Source organism: Bradyrhizobium sp. (assembly GCF_035701725.1).
Taxonomy (GTDB): Bacteria; Pseudomonadota; Alphaproteobacteria; order Rhizobiales; family Xanthobacteraceae; genus Bradyrhizobium.
The window spans coordinates 1-16,647 of record NZ_DASSRP010000327.1 but is presented as its reverse complement, the minus strand read 5'-3'; the positions used below and the strand labels follow the sequence as shown (position 1 = coordinate 16,647).

The 16,647-nt window shown below is 62.8% G+C and carries 12 protein-coding genes and 1 pseudogene; 10 read left to right on the top strand and 3 right to left on the bottom strand.

Annotated features, from left to right (window positions below):
- Window positions 1–163: 163 nt before the first annotated feature.
- Both VFL62_RS19685 and VFL62_RS19680 read left to right on the top strand, forming a co-directional pair.
- Complete coding sequence (locus VFL62_RS19685) at window positions 164–649, top strand: (2Fe-2S)-binding protein (RefSeq protein ID WP_325174051.1); 486 nt, start codon at window positions 164–166, stop codon at window positions 647–649.
- Window positions 646–3,033 (top strand): xanthine dehydrogenase family protein molybdopterin-binding subunit, encoded by a 2,388-nt coding sequence (locus VFL62_RS19680; RefSeq protein ID WP_325174050.1) that lies wholly within the window; start codon window positions 646–648, stop codon window positions 3,031–3,033. The genes VFL62_RS19685 and VFL62_RS19680 overlap by 4 nt, the downstream gene beginning before the upstream one ends.
- Window positions 3,034–3,087: 54 nt before the next feature.
- On the opposite strand, the gene VFL62_RS19675 is transcribed toward VFL62_RS19680, so the two are convergent.
- Window positions 3,088–4,239 (bottom strand): ABC transporter substrate-binding protein, encoded by a 1,152-nt coding sequence (locus VFL62_RS19675; protein WP_325174049.1) that lies wholly within the window; start codon window positions 4,237–4,239, stop codon window positions 3,088–3,090.
- A 309-nt stretch (window positions 4,240–4,548) separates the two neighbouring features.
- Here VFL62_RS19675 and VFL62_RS19670 point away from each other — a divergent pair, with 309 nt between their 5' ends.
- From VFL62_RS19670 to VFL62_RS19645, 6 genes are all read left to right on the top strand, one after another.
- Window positions 4,549–6,966: a bifunctional diguanylate cyclase/phosphodiesterase gene (locus VFL62_RS19670; protein WP_414644780.1), complete on the top strand. Its 2,418-nt coding sequence runs from the start codon at window positions 4,549–4,551 to the stop codon at window positions 6,964–6,966.
- A gap of 345 nt (window positions 6,967–7,311) precedes the next feature.
- Window positions 7,312–8,193 carry a sulfite exporter TauE/SafE family protein gene (locus VFL62_RS19665; protein ID WP_325174048.1) on the top strand — a complete coding sequence of 294 codons (882 nt, stop codon included), beginning with the start codon at window positions 7,312–7,314 and terminating at the stop codon, window positions 8,191–8,193.
- 115 nt (window positions 8,194–8,308) lie between these two features.
- Complete coding sequence (locus VFL62_RS19660; RefSeq protein WP_325174047.1) at window positions 8,309–9,070, top strand: SDR family oxidoreductase; 762 nt, start codon at window positions 8,309–8,311, stop codon at window positions 9,068–9,070.
- Between the two features lie 106 nt (window positions 9,071–9,176).
- Window positions 9,177–10,013 carry an enoyl-CoA hydratase family protein gene (locus tag VFL62_RS19655; RefSeq protein WP_325174046.1) on the top strand — a complete coding sequence of 279 codons (837 nt, stop codon included), beginning with the start codon at window positions 9,177–9,179 and terminating at the stop codon, window positions 10,011–10,013.
- Between the two features lie 88 nt (window positions 10,014–10,101).
- On the top strand, window positions 10,102–12,453 hold the full coding sequence (locus tag VFL62_RS19650) for a bifunctional salicylyl-CoA 5-hydroxylase/oxidoreductase (RefSeq protein WP_325174045.1): 2,352 nt from the start codon (window positions 10,102–10,104) through the stop codon (window positions 12,451–12,453).
- Between the two features lie 78 nt (window positions 12,454–12,531).
- Window positions 12,532–13,782 carry a flavin-dependent oxidoreductase gene (locus VFL62_RS19645; RefSeq protein WP_325174044.1) on the top strand — a complete coding sequence of 417 codons (1,251 nt, stop codon included), beginning with the start codon at window positions 12,532–12,534 and terminating at the stop codon, window positions 13,780–13,782.
- A gap of 175 nt (window positions 13,783–13,957) precedes the next feature.
- Here VFL62_RS19645 and VFL62_RS19640 read toward each other — a convergent pair whose 3' ends face one another.
- Both VFL62_RS19640 and VFL62_RS19635 read right to left on the bottom strand, forming a co-directional pair.
- Window positions 13,958–14,413: a cupin domain-containing protein gene (locus VFL62_RS19640; RefSeq protein ID WP_325174043.1), complete on the bottom strand. Its 456-nt coding sequence runs from the start codon at window positions 14,411–14,413 to the stop codon at window positions 13,958–13,960.
- Window positions 14,414–14,442: 29 nt separating this feature from the next.
- Window positions 14,443–15,618: an ABC transporter substrate-binding protein gene (locus VFL62_RS19635; protein ID WP_325174042.1), complete on the bottom strand. Its 1,176-nt coding sequence runs from the start codon at window positions 15,616–15,618 to the stop codon at window positions 14,443–14,445.
- A gap of 241 nt (window positions 15,619–15,859) precedes the next feature.
- Here VFL62_RS19635 and VFL62_RS19630 point away from each other — a divergent pair, with 241 nt between their 5' ends.
- Window positions 15,860–16,351 (top strand): MarR family transcriptional regulator, encoded by a 492-nt coding sequence (locus tag VFL62_RS19630; protein WP_325174041.1) that lies wholly within the window; start codon window positions 15,860–15,862, stop codon window positions 16,349–16,351.
- Window positions 16,348–16,647: pseudogene (locus VFL62_RS19625) on the top strand (alpha/beta hydrolase); the annotation flags it as partial. The gene VFL62_RS19630 and the pseudogene VFL62_RS19625, both read left to right, overlap by 4 nt.

Below are 16,647 nucleotides of genomic sequence, written 5' to 3'. Positions count from 1 at the left end.
GCTCTCTCCCGGAGGCAGGCTTGGTCTGTTTGGTCAGCATTATGACCGATATCCTGAACCCGAGTCATCAGAAATAATCGTTCGATAAACAAGGTTGCTTGACGTTTTGCGGTCGGCCCCGTCTAATCTTCCGGAAAAATTGTAGGGAGGTCACCGAGCCGGCATGACGGCGGCAGCGCATTCCATTTCGCTGGAAGTCAACGGCGAGCGCGTCGAAGCGTTGGTTTCGCCGCGGACGAGCCTTGCCGATTTTTTGCGCGAGCATTTGAAGCTCACCGGCACGCATGTCGGTTGCGAGCACGGCGTGTGCGGCGCGTGCACCATTCGCGTCAACGGCGAGATTGTGCGGGCCTGTCTAATGCTGGCCGTGCAGGCAAATGACGCATCCGTCGAAACGATCGAGGGCCTGTCGGACTCCGGCGAAATATCTGATCTTCAGGCCGCGTTTCGCGAACGCAACGCGCTGCAATGCGGCTTCTGCACGCCGGGAATGCTGTTCTCGGTGCAAGACCTCCTGAAAGCCGAAGTCGATCCTGATCGCGCGCGCATCCGCGAACATCTCTCCGGCAACTACTGCCGCTGTACCGGCTATCAGGCGATCGTCGACGCGGTCGAAGCGACCGCCAAAGCCCGCCGAGGCGGCGCATGAACAAGTCCGAGGGCAAGACGCTATCGGAACTCGACCGGCCGAATTCCTATATTGGAAAGACGGTGCCGCGGCCCAATCTCGATCGGCTGCTCCAGGGGCGCGGGCTCTATGTCAGCGACCTCGAGCTGCCGCGCATGGCGCACGTCGTGTTCGTGCGTTCGCCATATGCACATGCGCGGATTTTGGCGATCGATGCGCAGGCGGCGAAGAAGATGCCTGGCATCCTCGCCGTCGTTACCGGCGCAGAGCTCGCCGCCGTCATCACGCCCTGGGTCGGTGTGCTTTCGCATCTGAAGGGATTGAAGTCCGCGCCGCAGCGCGCGATCGCGGTCGAACGGGTGTGCTGGCAGGGTGAGGCGGTGGTGGCGATCGTGGCGACCAGCCGCGCGGCGGCCGAAGACGCCGCCGACCATGTGGCCATAGATTACGAAGAGCTGGCGGCCGTGACCGACATGCGCACCGCGCTCGATGCGGCAACGCCGGTCATCCATGCCGCGCTCGGCGATAACCTCGCCTTCGAACGGGTGCTCGACGCCGGTAGCGTCGATGCCGCCTTCACCGACGCGGATGAAATCGCGGAAGCCGAATTCGTATTCGGTCGCCACACCGGCGTAACGCTGGAGCCGCGGTCGGTCGTGGCGGACTGGAACGCAGCCGAAGCGCGGCTGACGATCTATCAGGGCACGCAGGCACCGCACATGGTGCAGAATATCGCGGCGCTGCATCTCGGCCTGGAGGAGGCGCAGGTGCGCGTCGTCTGCAAGGACGTCGGCGGCTCCTTCGGCATTAAGGTTCATGTTTATGCCGACGAGATGGCGACCTACGCACTCTCGAAACTGCTGAAGCGCCCGGTGAAGTACGTCGCCGACCGCATGGAGAGCTTCAATACCGACATCCATGCCCGCGACCATCGCTGCAAGGGGCGCATTGGCGTCAAGCGCGACGGCACTATCACGGCGTTCGAGATCGACGATCTCACCGGTATCGGGCCGTATTCGATGTATCCGCGAACCAGCGCCATCGAGGCCAATCAGGTCGTCAATCTCGTCGGCGGTCCCTACACGACCATGAACTACCGCGCCCGCGCGCGCGTCGTGTTCCAGAACAAGAACGTGATGTGCCAATACCGCGCAGTCGGCCATCCCATTGCGTGTTCGGTCACCGAAGGTCTCGTCGATCTCGCTGCAGCGAAGATCGGCATGGACCCGGTGGAAATCCGACGGCGCAATCTGATCGCCGATGATGCCTATCCCTGCGCCTCGGCATCGGGCCTTCGCTTCGAACTGCTGTCGCATCATCAGGCCCTGAACAAGCTGCTCAAGATGATGAATTACGACGCGTTACGCGCCGAGCAGGCGAGCTTGCGCACGCAGAACATCCATCGCGGCATCGGTATTGCGAGCTTCATCGAGGTCACCAACCCGAGCGCGGCGTTCTATGGCGTTGGCGGCGCGAAGATTTCCTCGCAGGATGGCGTCGCCGTGCGGCTCGATGCCCAGGGCGCGGTGGTCTGCCAGACCAGCATCACCGAACAGGGCCAGGGATCGGAATCGCTCACCGCGCAAATCGTCGGCAGCGTGCTCGGCGTGTCCATGGAAAAGGTGCGCGTCGTCCTCGGCGATACCGATCAGACGCCCTATGGCGGCGGCACCTGGGCCTCGCGTGGCGCCGGCATCGGCGGCGAGGCGGCGCTCCAGGCTGCAAAAGTCCTGCGCAAGAACATCCTCGATGTCGCGGCGGCGATCCTGCAGTCGACCCCCGCCGAACTCGACATTGTCAACAATGCGGTGGTCAACGCGGACGACGGCGCACCACGGATCGAATTGCGCGAACTCGCGCGCATCGTCTATTTCCGGCCCGACACCTTGCCGCCGGGTATTCAGCCGGAATTGATGGCGACGCGTCACTACGTGCCGCGCGAATATCCCTTTGCCTTTACGAACGGCGTTCAGGCTTCGTGGCTCGAGGTCGACACCGATACCGGCTTCGTCAAGCTGCTCCGGCACTGGGTGGTGGAGGACTGCGGCACCATCATCAATCCGCAATTGGTGGATGAGCAGATCCGCGGCGGCGTGGTGCAGGGGCTCGGTGCGGCGCTGTTCGAGAAATGCGCCTATGACGAGCGCGGCCAACTGACCAACGCCAATATGGCGGATTATCTGGTGCCGATGTCGGGTGAGATGCCGGATATCGATATCGGCCATGTGGTCTCTCCGACCTTGGAAAGCGAACTCGGCGCCAAGGGCGCAGGCGAGGCCGGTACGGCGGGCGCTGCGGCCGCGGTCGCAAACGCCGTCAATGATGCGCTCAGACCGTTCGGCACCGTGGTGACGGAAATCCCGCTGACGCCGGACCTCATTCTCAGAGCATTAAAGCGAATCTGAAGCTGTCCCGCGTTCCAGGCGCGTGGCGACCGGACGAGCGGCCTCGAAACCGGCCTACAGGTGGTCGACCGGCTTGAAAGTGCCGTCGCCCTGAATGACGGTCAGGAAAACCTCGGCGGCGGTGTCTTGCGTCCTGTGCGCGACGGCAAGGCGATGGCCGCTGATGTCGAAGCTGCCGACCTCGTTGATGACGCGCAGCAGGCCAGCGCGCGTCGGATCGGGGCCGGCCATCTCCAGTGCCGCGGCGGCGAGGCGTCCGGAAAGGTAGCCCTCCAGCGAAACGAAATCCGGCTCCAGTTCGGCATCGAGCAGCCGTTCGGCAGCTTGATAATCGGCGACCACCTTGATGGATGCGTCCCAGGGAAACGGCACGACCTGCGACACGATCACGCCTTTGCCTTCGCGGCCTAGTTCCTGGGCGAGCGCGACTGCGCCGACGAAGGAGATGTTGACGAAAACCGGATTGAAGTCGCTTCGTCGCGCCAGCTTGATGAATTCGGCGCAAGGCGCATAAGTTCCGACCATGACCACCGCTTCCGGTTCCGCGCGCTTCAAGGTGCGCATGGCGGCGGCGACCGCCGTGGTGTTGCGCTCATAGGTGGCTTCGGCGGCAAGCTCCATGCCGCGCTTCTCCAGGGCCTGCTTGAGGCCGGCCAGACCATCGCGGCCGTAGGGGTCGTCCTGGTAGAAGATCGCGACGCGTTTGATGTGGCGGTCTTCGGTCAGATGCTTGATCCAGTTTTCTGCTTCCGCCGCATAGCTCGCGCGAATATTGACGACGTTGTCGAGATCGCTCGCGCGCAGGAAGCCGGCGCCGGTGAAAGGACCGATGAAGGGAACGTTCTGCGCTTTTGCAATGGGCACGGTCACCAGCGAGGTCGGCGTGCCGACCGCGCCGATCAAGGCGAACACCTTGTCCTCATCGATCAGCTTGAACGTCTGCAACACCGAGCGATCGGGATCGTAGCCGTCATCGCGGCTGATCAGGTCGAGCTTGCGGCCGTGAATGCCGCCCTTGGCATTGACCTCGGCAAAGGCGGCCAGAAGGCCCTGGCGCATCTTCAAGCCGAGCGCCGATGACGGCCCGGACATTGCGGCCGCTTGGCCGAACAGGATGCGGTTCGCCGTAACGCCGACCTCCTCGGCCTGTGCCGGGATCGTAAGCAGCAGCACCCAGCACAAAGCCTTGAGTTGCAAATCTCTCATCGAAGCACTTTTGCGTGATTAATCATTCGTATGGGGGAGATGCTAGGGGAGCTGGGTGAAAAGCTCGCTAATTCCGTCGCCAAGATCGCTGCCCAAGATCGCTTCGGGGCGGGCGAATCCTCGCGGAATCCTTTGCTGCCGAGATCGATTTTCAGCAGGGCCTGGCTTCCTCAATGGAACCTGAGAGATCGTTAACTAAGGTATCTGAATGCGGGAGCCGGTTTGCTGAACATTCAGGTTTTTTAACCAGCGCGCGTCCCATAACTGCCCGCTGATCAAAGCCGTTCCGGCGGGGGCGAAGGCGAAAAAATGAGCGGTCCGAATCCGGGCGGGGATCGTCCGGAAGACATGGTCGAGCGGAGAACGATGCCGGCAGCCCGGTCGAGGCCATACCGGCCTGCCTGGGTGGCTGCGGGAATCGGCGTCTTGCTGACCGTCATGGCCGCTTATGCGGTGGCCCGTTGGGAGCGACGTGTTACCTGGACCGAGTTCGAGGGCGCCGCCGCGACCCAGCTCATCGAGATGCAGAATGGCATCAACGAATATATGGGCCGCCTGGTCACGTTGCGCGCGCTGTTCGAATCCGCCAACGAAGAGGTCACGCGCAGCGAGTTTGAGGTTTTCGGCAGCCGCCTGTTCGAGCACCATCCCGGTGTTCTTCGCGTCAACTGGTTGCCGAAGGTGTACCGCAAGGAGCGCGCGGAATTCGAGACGGAGGCCATTAACGACGGCATTCCAGCCTATCATTTCAAATCGCTGGCCGACGGCTTCGTCGTCATTGCGCCCGAGCGCGAGTTCTACTTCCCGATCTATTTTTCGACCGAGCGCAAGACCTCACCGGTCTACGGGATGGATTACTCCAGCGACCCGATCCGCTGGGCGACCCTCGAGCGGGCCCGCGACACCGACACGGTCGCTGTCGCGCCGACGCGCCTGTTCAAGAACGACAATGGCGGCGCTCACGGCGTTCTCGTTGCTGTCCCGGTTTACGTGAAGGGCACCTCGCGGGCGACAATCGCCGATCGCCGGCGCAATCTGAGCGGGTTCGTGGTCGGCATGTTCGATCTCGGCCAGCTCCTGCAATCGATCCGGACCAGCACGCCAGAAACGTCAGCGGTGGTGTTGCACGCCTATCCGCCCGAGATTGACGGAACAGCGCAGCCTCAGCCCGACTACACGTCTGCGCCCGCGCAACCTGCCGTCATGCAGGCGTTTACTGACGGGCAATACTGGTCCGGCACGCTCAGGGTCGGCGATGCCAACTGGCTGATCAAGGCCATTCCCGCGCCTGGCGGTCAGCTGGCGCCGCATTTCGATCGCGCGTTGACGGTGTTTACGGCCGGTGCGGCCATCACCATTTTTCTCACCGTCTATCTCATCATGGCCAGCCGCAACTCGCGTGAGCTGGCGCTTGCCAACCGCCGCGTGCTCGAACTGGCGCAGACCGACATCCTGACCGGACTTCCCAATCGCGCTTTCTTTCTCGAACAGTTGAAGGAAGCGGGATCCGATCCGCAGGCCCGCGGCGTGTTCTCGGTCCTGATGGTCGATCTCGATCGCTTCAAGAACGTCAACGACTCGCTGGGACATGCCGCGGGCGATACCTTGCTGCGTCACGTTGCCGTTCGTCTTCGCTCGGCGCTGCGAGGCGAGGACGTGCTGGCGCGGCTCGGCGGCGACGAGTTTGCCATCATCCAGGCGGGAGGTTACGACCAGCGCCGCAATTCGGTCGACCTGGCAGCCCGGATCGCAAAACTCATCGCCGAACCGTTTCAGTTGCCAGGCAATCAGGTCGAGATCGGCACCAGCATCGGCATTGCGATCGCGCCTGAACATGGCGACGATCGCGAGCAGTTGCTGAAGAAGGCCGACCTTGCGCTTTACCGCTCCAAATCCGCCGGCCGCAACTGTTTCACGGTCTACGATGAGGCAATGTCGGCCGAACTCGAGGCGCGCAATACGCTCGAAGGCGATCTTCGCGATGCCATCGCGCGCTGTCTGTTTGAAATCCATTATCAGCCGTATTTCGACGTCGAGACCGGTCGCCGACGAGGAGCGGAGGCGCTGATCCGCTGGCGTCATCCCGTCCGTGGCGTGATCCCGCCGGACCAGTTCATTCCGCTGGCGGAGGAAACCGGGCTGATCGTGCCGCTCGGGGAATGGATCATCCGCCAGGCCTGTGATGACGCGACCTTGTGGCCCGCCGACACCATGGTGTCGATCAATCTATCGCCGGTCCAGTTCAAGCAGTCCGAATTGTTCGACGTGATCGAAACCGCGCTGCATAAGTCCGGATTGTCGCCGGAGCGGCTCGAGATCGAACTCACCGAGTCCGTGCTGCTCGAGCGCGCCTGCGAAAACCTCGTTTTCATGGAGCGGCTGAGCGATCTCGGCGTCTCGCTCGCGCTCGACGACTTCGGCACCGGTTACTCGTCGCTGAGCTGCCTGACCACGTTCCCGTTCGACAAGATCAAGATCGACAAGTCCTTCATGGGCAATCTGTCGGCGCAATACAAAAGCGCGGCCATCATCTCCTCGATCGTGACGCTGGCGCGTGGCCTCGGCATGTCGGTGACGGCCGAAGGCGTTGAAACGGTCGAACAGCTCGAGGGTCTGAAACGGCTCGGCGTCAATTTCGCGCAAGGCTATCTGCTCGGCCGGCCGGTTCCGAGTTCCGAACTCGAGAAGCAACCGGCGATCTTCCGCCCGCACAAGGACGCTGCCTAGCGGCGTGCATTTGATATTCGCTGCGTACTTGGGCCATCGGGAACGGATGCGAACGGCCGGACCACGAGGGCACTATCCGATTCATCCCCCCGCGCCGGGCTCTGGCATGCCAGTCGGGTGGTAACGGGATGGTCGGCGGCATCAGCTTCATAGGCTGGAATCACCGGCGATGGCCCGGTGATAGAAGGATTATGCTTTTTTCGTGGACGCTATTGCTGGTTGGGAAAATATATTCCTACCTGTAGCCGGGATCCCGACACCTTTTTCGGGCATTCTCTTGCCATGGCAGCGGAGGGGACTTCGCAATGGCTGCCGGACTGGCGGACTTTGGAATTCGGAGCTCTAGTGATCGATCCTGTCTTCGTGGCATCGGGGTTCAGCGTTGGACTGCTCGTCGGCATGACCGGCGTTGGCGGTGGTTCGCTCATGACGCCGATCCTGATCATGCTATTCGGCGTTCACCCGTCCACGGCCGTCGGCACTGACCTGTTATACGCGGCGGCGACCAAGACCGGCGGTGGCCTCGTTCATGGCTTTGCCGGCACGATCCACTGGCGCGCGGTGTTGCGCCTGGCCGCGGGTAGCATCCCCGCGAGCATCGTGACATTGCTGGTGCTCTGGCAGCTTGATCTCTCCGCGGAGGCGGCACGTAGCCTGGTCAACTCGGTGTTGTGTTTTGCGCTGATCCTGACTGCAACCTCGCTGATCTTCCGCAAGCTCGTCATCGATAAACTGCGCGCCCGCATGGAGCACGTGGATGATGCGACGATCGCGCGCGCGACCGTGCTGGTCGGCGCCGTGCTCGGCGTCCTGGTCTCGATCTCCTCGGTCGGCGCGGGCGCAGTCGGCGTCACCGCGCTGCTGCTGCTTTATCCGCAGCTGCCGATGGCGCGCATTGTCGGCTCCGACATTGCGCATGCGGTGCCGCTTACCCTCGTCGCCGGGGTCGGGCACTGGTTCATGGGCTCGACCGATTGGCAGCTCTTGGGTGTGCTCCTCATCGGCTCGCTGCCGGGCATCGCGGTCGGCAGCTATTGCGCGGTGCGGGTTCCCGAAACCGCGCTGCGGCTCCTGCTCGCCGGCATCCTGATCGTGGTGGCCGGCAAACTCGGCTCGGAGCATTGGCCTTCTTCGGCGCCCAATCTCGTGGCGACCGAACGGCCAGCTGCGATGCAAGGCGGCCCCGTCGTGGTGCCGGTCGCCATCGGTGCCCGTCCTGCCAACTGATCCTTGCTCTGCCGTTCTTCATTGCGGCCGCGTCCGGCCGGATTTGTTTGCCAAAGTTTGAAGTATAAAATATATCCGAACCCGAATGCTTGGAAACATGCGGGGAGAATGTCGCATGGTGGGATTGCCGAATTCCCCGCATGCGGTGGTGACCGGTGCGGCGCGCGGCATCGGCCGCGAAATCGCTCTTCACCTGACCAAAGCGGGCGCCGTTGTCACCGCCCTCGGCCGCCGACGCGCCGCGCTTGAAGAACTGGTCGCGCAAGGCGTCGCGCGATCGTTTGTCACCGCTGACGTGACCGACCATGTCGCGGTCAATGCCGCAATCCAGGAAGCTGCAGCCCGCCAGCCGATCGACATCCTGATTGCCAATGCCGGGGCGGCCGAATCCGCAAGCTTCGCCAAATCCGATCCCGCGCTGTTTGCGCGGATGATCGACGTCAATTTCATGGGCGTGGTGCACTCTATTCAGGCGGCGCTGCCCTCGATGCGCGAGCGGCCCTTTGGCCGCATCGTCGTGATCGCCTCGACCGCCGGCCTGAAAGGGTATGCCTATGTCAGCGCTTATGCCGCGGCCAAGCACGCCGTGATCGGGCTGGTGCGTTCGCTGGCGCTTGAATTGGCAAGCACGCGCATCACCGTGAATGCGGTTTGCCCCGGTTTCACCGACACCGATCTCGTCGCTGCCTCCGTCGACACCATCATGAAGAAGACCGGCCGCGATCGTGCGGAGGTCGTCGCTGAACTGACCAAACACAATCCGCAAGCGCGGCTGATCGCGCCGGCGGAAGTCGCCAACGCCGTGCTTTGGCTGTGCGGCGAGGGCGCGGGCGCGGTGACGGGCCAGGCGATCGCGGTAGCCGGCGGAGAGATTTGATTGTCATTGCGAGCGAAGCGAAGCAATCCAGGGCCAAGAGCATAGGCTGGATCGCTTCGTCGTTTCACTCCTCGCGATGACGCTTTAGGATTCGTAAGGAGAGATGATGACCCAGCCTGCCAATCCCGTCACCGTGCCGCTCGCGCAGTATCAACCCCGGCATTTCCTTCTGAAGGTCGAGGACAATGTCGCGACCGTGACACTCAACCGCCCCGAGCGCAAAAATCCGCTGACGTTCGAGAGCTACCGCGAACTGACGGATCTCTTCCGTGCCTGCGCCTTCGACGACGAGGTAAAGGTGATCGTGGTCACGGGCGCTGGCGGAAATTTTTCCTCTGGCGGTGACGTGTTCGAAATCATCGGACCGCTGGTGAAGATGGACACCAAGGGGCTGACCGCCTTCACCCGCATGACCGGGGATCTCGTCAAGGCGATGCGGGCCTGCCCGCAGCCGGTCGTCTCGGCGGTGGAAGGCATCTGCGCCGGCGCCGGCGCGATCATCGCGATGGCCTCCGACATGCGGCTCGCGGCGTCAGGCGCCAGGGTCGCGTTCCTCTTCAACAAGGTTGGCCTTGCCGGCTGCGACATGGGCGCCTGCGCGATCCTGCCACGCATCATCGGCCAGGCGCGCGCCTCGGAACTGTTGTTCACCGGCCGCTTCATGAGCGCGGAGGAGGGCGAACGCTGGGGCTTCTTCAGCCGTATTGTTGCGCCGGCCGATGTGCTTGCGCAGGCGCACGCGGTGGCGAAGGAAATCGCCGCCGGGCCTACCTTCGCCAACACCATGACCAAGCGGATGCTGGCAATGGAATGGGCGATGTCGGTGGAAGAAGCGATTGAAGCCGAGGCGATCGCGCAGGCGCTCTGCATGACCACCGAAGACTTCACCCGGGCATTCGAGGCCTTCGCCAACAAGACCCGGCCAGTATTCAAAGGGAATTGAAGCAGCTAGCATTTGCCGGCGCTTGCCGCCCAGATATTTTAGGTTTAAAATAATTGTGAGGGTCGATAAAGCGCAGGATGAGGTTCCCATGAAGGTCGCGATCATCGGCGGTGGACCGGCGGGTCTTTATGCGGCGATCCTGCTCAAGAAGCAGCGTCCCGGCGCCGAGATCACGGTCTATGAACGCAACCGCGCCGACGACACCTTCGGCTTCGGCGTCGTTTTTTCCGACGCGACGCTCGACAATTTCGAGAAATACGACCCGCCGAGCTATCGCCGCATCACGCAAGAGTTCGCTTATTGGGACGATATCGCCGTGCATTTCCGCGGCACCGTGCACCGGGTCGGCGGCAACGGCTTTTGCGGCTGCTCGCGGCGCCAATTGCTTCTCATTCTTCAGGAGCGTGCCCGCGAACTCGGCGTCAGGCTCAACTTCGAAACCGAAATCGAGGACGAGACGCGGTTTGCCAATGCCGATCTCGTGGTGCTCGCCGATGGCATCAACAGCCGGTTCCGCGAAAAATACGCTGCGCATTTCGAACCCAAGGTCGATCTGCGCTCCAACCTGTTCGCCTGGATGGGATCGACCCGCCCGCTTGACGCTTTCACCTTCATCTTTCAGGAGACGGAGTGGGGGCCGTTCATCGCGCACGCCTATCAATATGAGGCGGGGCGATCGACCTGGATTTTCGAAACCGATCCTGAAACCTTCAAGCGTGCAGGCCTGACCGGCCTCGACGAACAGCAGTCGGCCGACCGCATGGCGGGCATTTTCGGCTGGTTCCTCGAAGGCCATCCGCTGCTCACCAATCGCTCGATGTGGCGGAACTTCCCGATGATCCGCAGCCAGCGCTGGGTCAAGGACAACATGGTGCTGCTCGGGGACGCCAAGGCGACCGCGCATTTCTCGATCGGCTCCGGCACCAAGCTTGCGATGGAAGACGCCATTGCGCTTTCCGATGCCATGCAGGCCGCGCCGACTGTTCAGGCCGCGCTTGCGCTCTACGAGCAGGGTCGCCGCGAGGAAGTCGAGAAGACCCAGCACGCGGCGGACGTCTCGCTGGTCTGGTTCGAGCACGTCGATCGCTTCTGGGACTTCGATCCGGTTCAGTTTGCCTTCGGCGTGATGACGCGCGCCAAGGCGATTACCTACGACAATCTCACGCTTCGAGCCCCGGACTTCGTCGGCGAGGTCGATAAGGCCTTTGCGCGCCATGTCCGACGGCAAGGGTTCGATGTCGACGTCGAGAAGCCGCTGGCGCCGATGTTTCAGCCCTTTCGCCTGCGTGAGATGACGCTGGCGAATCGGGCGGTGGTCTCGCCGATGTGCATGTATTCGGCGAAGGAGGGTGTGCTGCAGGATTTCCACTTGGTGCATTACGGCTCGCGCGCACTCGGCGGCGCGGGATTGATCTTCACCGAAATGACCTGTGTCGGCCGCGACGCCCGCATCACGCCGGGTTGCGCCGGGCTTTGGAATGACGAGCAGGAGGATGCGTGGCGCCGCATTGTCGATTTCGTTCACGCCAATTCAGCGGCCAAGATCTGTCTTCAGCTTGGTCACGCCGGCCGCAAGGGCGCGACCAAATTGATGTGGGACGGTATTGATCGTCCGCTGCAAGCGGGCGGATGGGACGTGATCTCGGCGTCGCCGCTGCCTTACTTTCCGGATAGCCAGGTGCCGCGCGAGATGGATCGCGCCGCAATGGACAAGGTGAAAAGCGAATTTGTCGCCGCCGCCCAGCGCGGAGAAGCCTGTGGCTTCGACATGCTGGAGCTGCACTGTGCTCACGGCTATCTGCTCGCCAGCTTCATTTCGCCGCTGACCAACCATCGCACGGACGATTACGGCGGCTCGCTGGAAAATCGTCTGCGTTATCCGCTCGAAATCTTCGAGGCATTGCGGTCGGTCTGGCCGCCGCACAAGCCGATGTCGGTGCGGATATCCGCAACCGATTGGGCCGAGGGTGGCATCACCGGCGACGATGCCGTTCAGATCGCGCGCGCCTTTGCGGAAAAAGGCGTCGACCTCGTCGACGTTTCCACGGGACAAACCGTGCGCGACGCGCAACCGGTCTATGGCCGGATGTTCCAGACACCATTCTCCGATCAAGTCCGGAACGAGGCGCGGGTTGCGACCATGTGCGTCGGCAATATCACGACGGCCGATCAGGTGAACACCATTCTCGCCGCCGGCCGCGCCGATCTCGTCGCGCTTGGCCGTCCGCATCTGGTCGATCCGTCGTTCACGCTGAAAGCCGCCGCCTGGTACGGCGCCAACGAAACGTTCTGTCCGCCGCAATATCTGCCTGGCAAGGACCAGGTTTTCCGCAACAGCGTGCGCGACCGGCAGGATTTCGAGGAGCTTAAAATTAAGGCTAAGCCCAAGACCCGCGCCGAGCTCAAAGCCGAGGCCACAAAGCCGCTTGCGGCCGAGTAGGCCGGGTGGCACGCTGGCTTGGTTCTCTCGGCCCGCGCTTGACGGGAGAGGGGTAGTTGCTCGCGTGGAGTTGAGGCGATGAAGGCGATTATCGTCGGTGGCGGAATTGGCGGCCTGACCACGGCCTTGATGTTGCGCTCGCGCGGCATCGCCTGCGAACTGTTCGAACAGGCCGACACCATTCGTGAGCTCGGCGTCGGCATCAACACGCTGCCGCACGCGATCCGTGAACTCGCCCAGCTTGGCCTCTTGCAAAAGCTCGACGCCGCGGCGATCCGCACCGACGTGCTCTATTATCTTAACCGCCATGGGCAGGAGGTCTGGCGCGACGTTCGCGGCATCGATGCCGGCCATGATGTTCCGCAATTCTCGATCCATCGCGGGCGCCTGCAAGGCGTCATCCTTGCGGCGGTGGAGGAGCGTCTCGGCAAGGACGTCATTCACACCGGGCATCGGCTTGGCGCCTTCACCCAGGACGAAGGCGGGGTGACCGCGCATTTCTTCGATCGCACCGGCAGTCACATCAAGACCGCGCGCGGCGACATTCTGATCGGCGCCGACGGCATTCACTCACGGGTGCGCGAGACGCTGTTTCCGAACGAAGGTCCGCCCTGCTGGAATGGCCTGATGCTCTGGCGCGGCGCGCGGGATTGGCCGATGTTCCTGACCGGTCGCTCGATGATCGTCGCCGGCGGACTCAATGCCAAGGTCGTGGTCTATCCCATTGCGGAAGGCTCCAGCCCCTCGAACCGGCTGACCAACTGGGCGGTGCTGGTGAAGGTCGGCGACGGCAATTCCGCGCCGCCGCGCCGCGAGGACTGGTCGCGGCCCGGACGCCGCGAAGAACTGATGCCGCATGTCGCACGCTTCTCGGTGCCGCATGTCGATGTCGCGAGCCTGATCTCGGCGACGCCGGAATTCTACGAATATCCGACCTGCGACCGCGATCCGCTGCCATACTGGTCGAGTGGCCGTGTCACGCTGCTCGGCGACGCCGCGCATCCGATGTATCCGGTGGGGTCGAACGGCGCCTCGCAGGCGATTCTCGATGCGCGCTGCCTTGCCGATCTGCTGGTGCGATCCGAGCATCCGCGTCAGGCTCTGGTCGAATATGAAAACAAGCGGCTGCCGATGACCGCGGAGATCGTGCGCTCCAACCGTCGCGGTGGGCCGGAGGGCGTGATCGATGCGGTCGAGCAGCTCGCGCCGGATGGCTTCACCGATATCGACAAGGTGCTGAGCTACGCCCAGCGCGAAGCCATCGTGCGCGGCTATGCCAGCAAGGCCGGCTTTGCCGCCGTGCCGGGCCTGGCGGCGGTGAGGGGCTGACTTTCCGCACGATCCTTCGGAATGCCTGTTTTCGTCATGCCCGGGCTCGACCCGGGCATCCACGTCTTAATCGGCACGGAAACTAAGACGTGGATGGCCGGGACGAAGCCCGGCCATGACAGTCTCAATCGAAGCTCAATCGCGCTCGCTCTTCAGGATGGGGAGCGGCAAGCCGTCACGCCCCCGGAGGCGGGGGTAGGAAGTGGATGTTGTGCTCGGCGGCGAGTGCGACCACCGCGTCCGGCGTCTGTTCCTTCATGTTGTGAATGCCCCAGAACAGATCATAGAGCTTCTGCGTCGGCGAGACCCAGAACAACACCTTCACCACCTGGTCAGACTTGTTGAAGATGCCATGGGGAATACCCATGCCGAGCCGCACCAGATCGCCCGGCGTGGCCTGCGCGTCCGCGCCACCCAGCATGAAATCGAGCTTGCCTTCGAGCAGATAGAGATATTCGTCCTGGTCGGGATGGATGTGCGGCGGCACAAAGGTGCCGGGCGGGAACGTCGCGTGCCAGGAGAAGCAGTGGTCGGTATGGTTCTTCGGCACATAGGTCTGGCCGAGGATGTTCCAGGAGATGCCCTGGATGCCTTCATTGGCGCGGGTGATGCCGGTGATCTCGCTCGTCATGCTCGCTTCACTCCCTGTTGTACTCTCACTCAGTGACCCGGCGTGCACTCCTTGGCATAGCGGTCGCCGTAATTCTCGAACACCTTCTGCACGATCTCGGTCTGGAACTTGCCATCCGGCCGCTTGGCGACCTTAGTCAGGTAGAAGTCCTGGATCGGATAGCCGTTGACGTTGATCTTGAAGTTGCCGCGCAGCGAGGTGAAATCGGCTTTCTTCAGCGCCGCCGCGACCGCATCCTTGTTGGAAAGATCGCCCTTGACCGCTTTCACGGCGCTGTCGATCAGCGATGCCGCGTCATAGCCCTGCATCGCATAGGTGCCGGGCACGCTGTTGTAGGCGGCTTCGTAGCCGGCGACGAACTTCTTGCTTTGGGGATTGTCGAGGTCCGGCGCCCAGTCGGCACCGCCGAACATGCCGACCGCGGCATCCTGCTGCGCCGGCAGTGTCGATTCATCGACCGTGAAGGCCGACAGCACCGGGATTTTATCGGCAAGTCCGGCCTGACTGTATTGCTTCACCAGGCTCACGCCCATGCCGCCCGGCATAAAGGTGAAGACGGCGTCAGGCTTGAGCGAGGAAATCTTGGACAGCTCGACCTGGAAATCGAGCGTGCCGAGCGGCACATAGCTCTCCTCCACGATCTCGCCCTTGTAATCGAGCTTGAAGCCGGCAGCGGAATCCTTGCCGGCCTGATAGTTCGGCACCATCACATAGACGCGCTTGTAGCCGCGGTCCTGCGCCACCTTGCCGAGGATCTCGTGCACCTGATCGTTCTGATAGGACGTGACATAGAAGAATGGACTGCAATTCCTGCCCGCGTAGCTCGATGGACCGGCGTTCGGCGAGATCAGGAACGTCTTGGTGTCGGTGACCGGCTTGTGGATCGCCTGAAGGATATTGGAGAACACCGGGCCGACGACAAAGTCGACCTTGTCGCGCTCGAGCAGGCCCTTGACCTTGGTGACAGCGGCGTCGGGCTTGAGTTCATCATCTGCGACGACGATCTCGACCTCGCGGCCGCCCATCTTGCCGCCGAGATCCTTGACCGCGAGGCTGAAGCCGTCGCGGACCTGCTGGCCGAGCGAGGCGGCGGGACCCGAGAGCGTCAGAACAAGACCGATCTTCAATTTTTCCTGCGCGGCCGCAGGCGCCGCCAAAACCGCGCAAGCGGCCGCCGCTGCGGCCCATTTCATCTGCTGACGCATCACTCTTCTCCCCCGGGGCGCCGCAGGGCGGCGCGCGTTCCTTTAAACAATAGCTTATGCCGATGACGGTGCGACCGGCAAGCGACTGCTGTCGCGCATCACGGCGACATGCAAGGGCCGCGCCAATTGTTTGAAACCTAAAGAAATCCAGAAAATTGGCGAACAAGCCGGAGTCGGCGGCGTTTTGACTTGAAGCGTCGCTTCGATTACGTGAAGCTCAAGGAACGAACGCGGTTAGGACATGATCCTCGATTCCGAGACCAAGGCCGTCGAGCTTCCCGGCGATCACGGCGACGAGCTCCGGCTGTGGCTGCGGCTGTTGACCTGCACGACCCTGATCGAGGGCGAGGTCAGAAGCCGCCTGCGGGAGCGGTTCGACGTCACGCTGCCGCGTTTTGACCTGATGGCTCAGCTCGACAAGGCGCCGGACGGCATGACGTTGTCGGACGTTTCCAAGCGGATGATGGTCAGTAACGGCAATGTCACCGGGCTGGTCGAGCGCTTGGTCGAATCGGGCCATCTCGACCGGCGCACCTCGGTGAATGACCGCCGGGTGCAGGTGATACGGCTGACCAAGGCCGGCCGCGCCGAATTCCGCAAGATGGCGGCCGAGCACGAGAACTGGATCGCCGATATTTTTGCCGGCCTGTCGCCCAAGGACGTGCGGGAGCTGATGCGCCTGTTAGCCAAGACGAAAGCCTCGGCGCAAAAATCCGCGCAAGAGCGGGCATGAGTACCGCCGCCGGCATCGATTACGAGGTCGAGTACAACAACCGGGCCCGCGTCCCGGAAAACCCGGAGATCATGGCGGGCTGGGCGAGGGATGCCGCAGCGTATCGCGAGGAGCACGCACCGTGCCAAATCGCTTATGGGCCCGGTCCGCGCAATGTGATCGATCTCTTTACGAGCGATCGGGCTGACCACGACAACCCGGCCCCGCTCGTCGTCTTCATCCATGGCGGCTATTGGCAGGCGCTGGACGGCTCATGGTTCAGCCACATGGCGCGTGGGCTCAATGCCCATGGCATC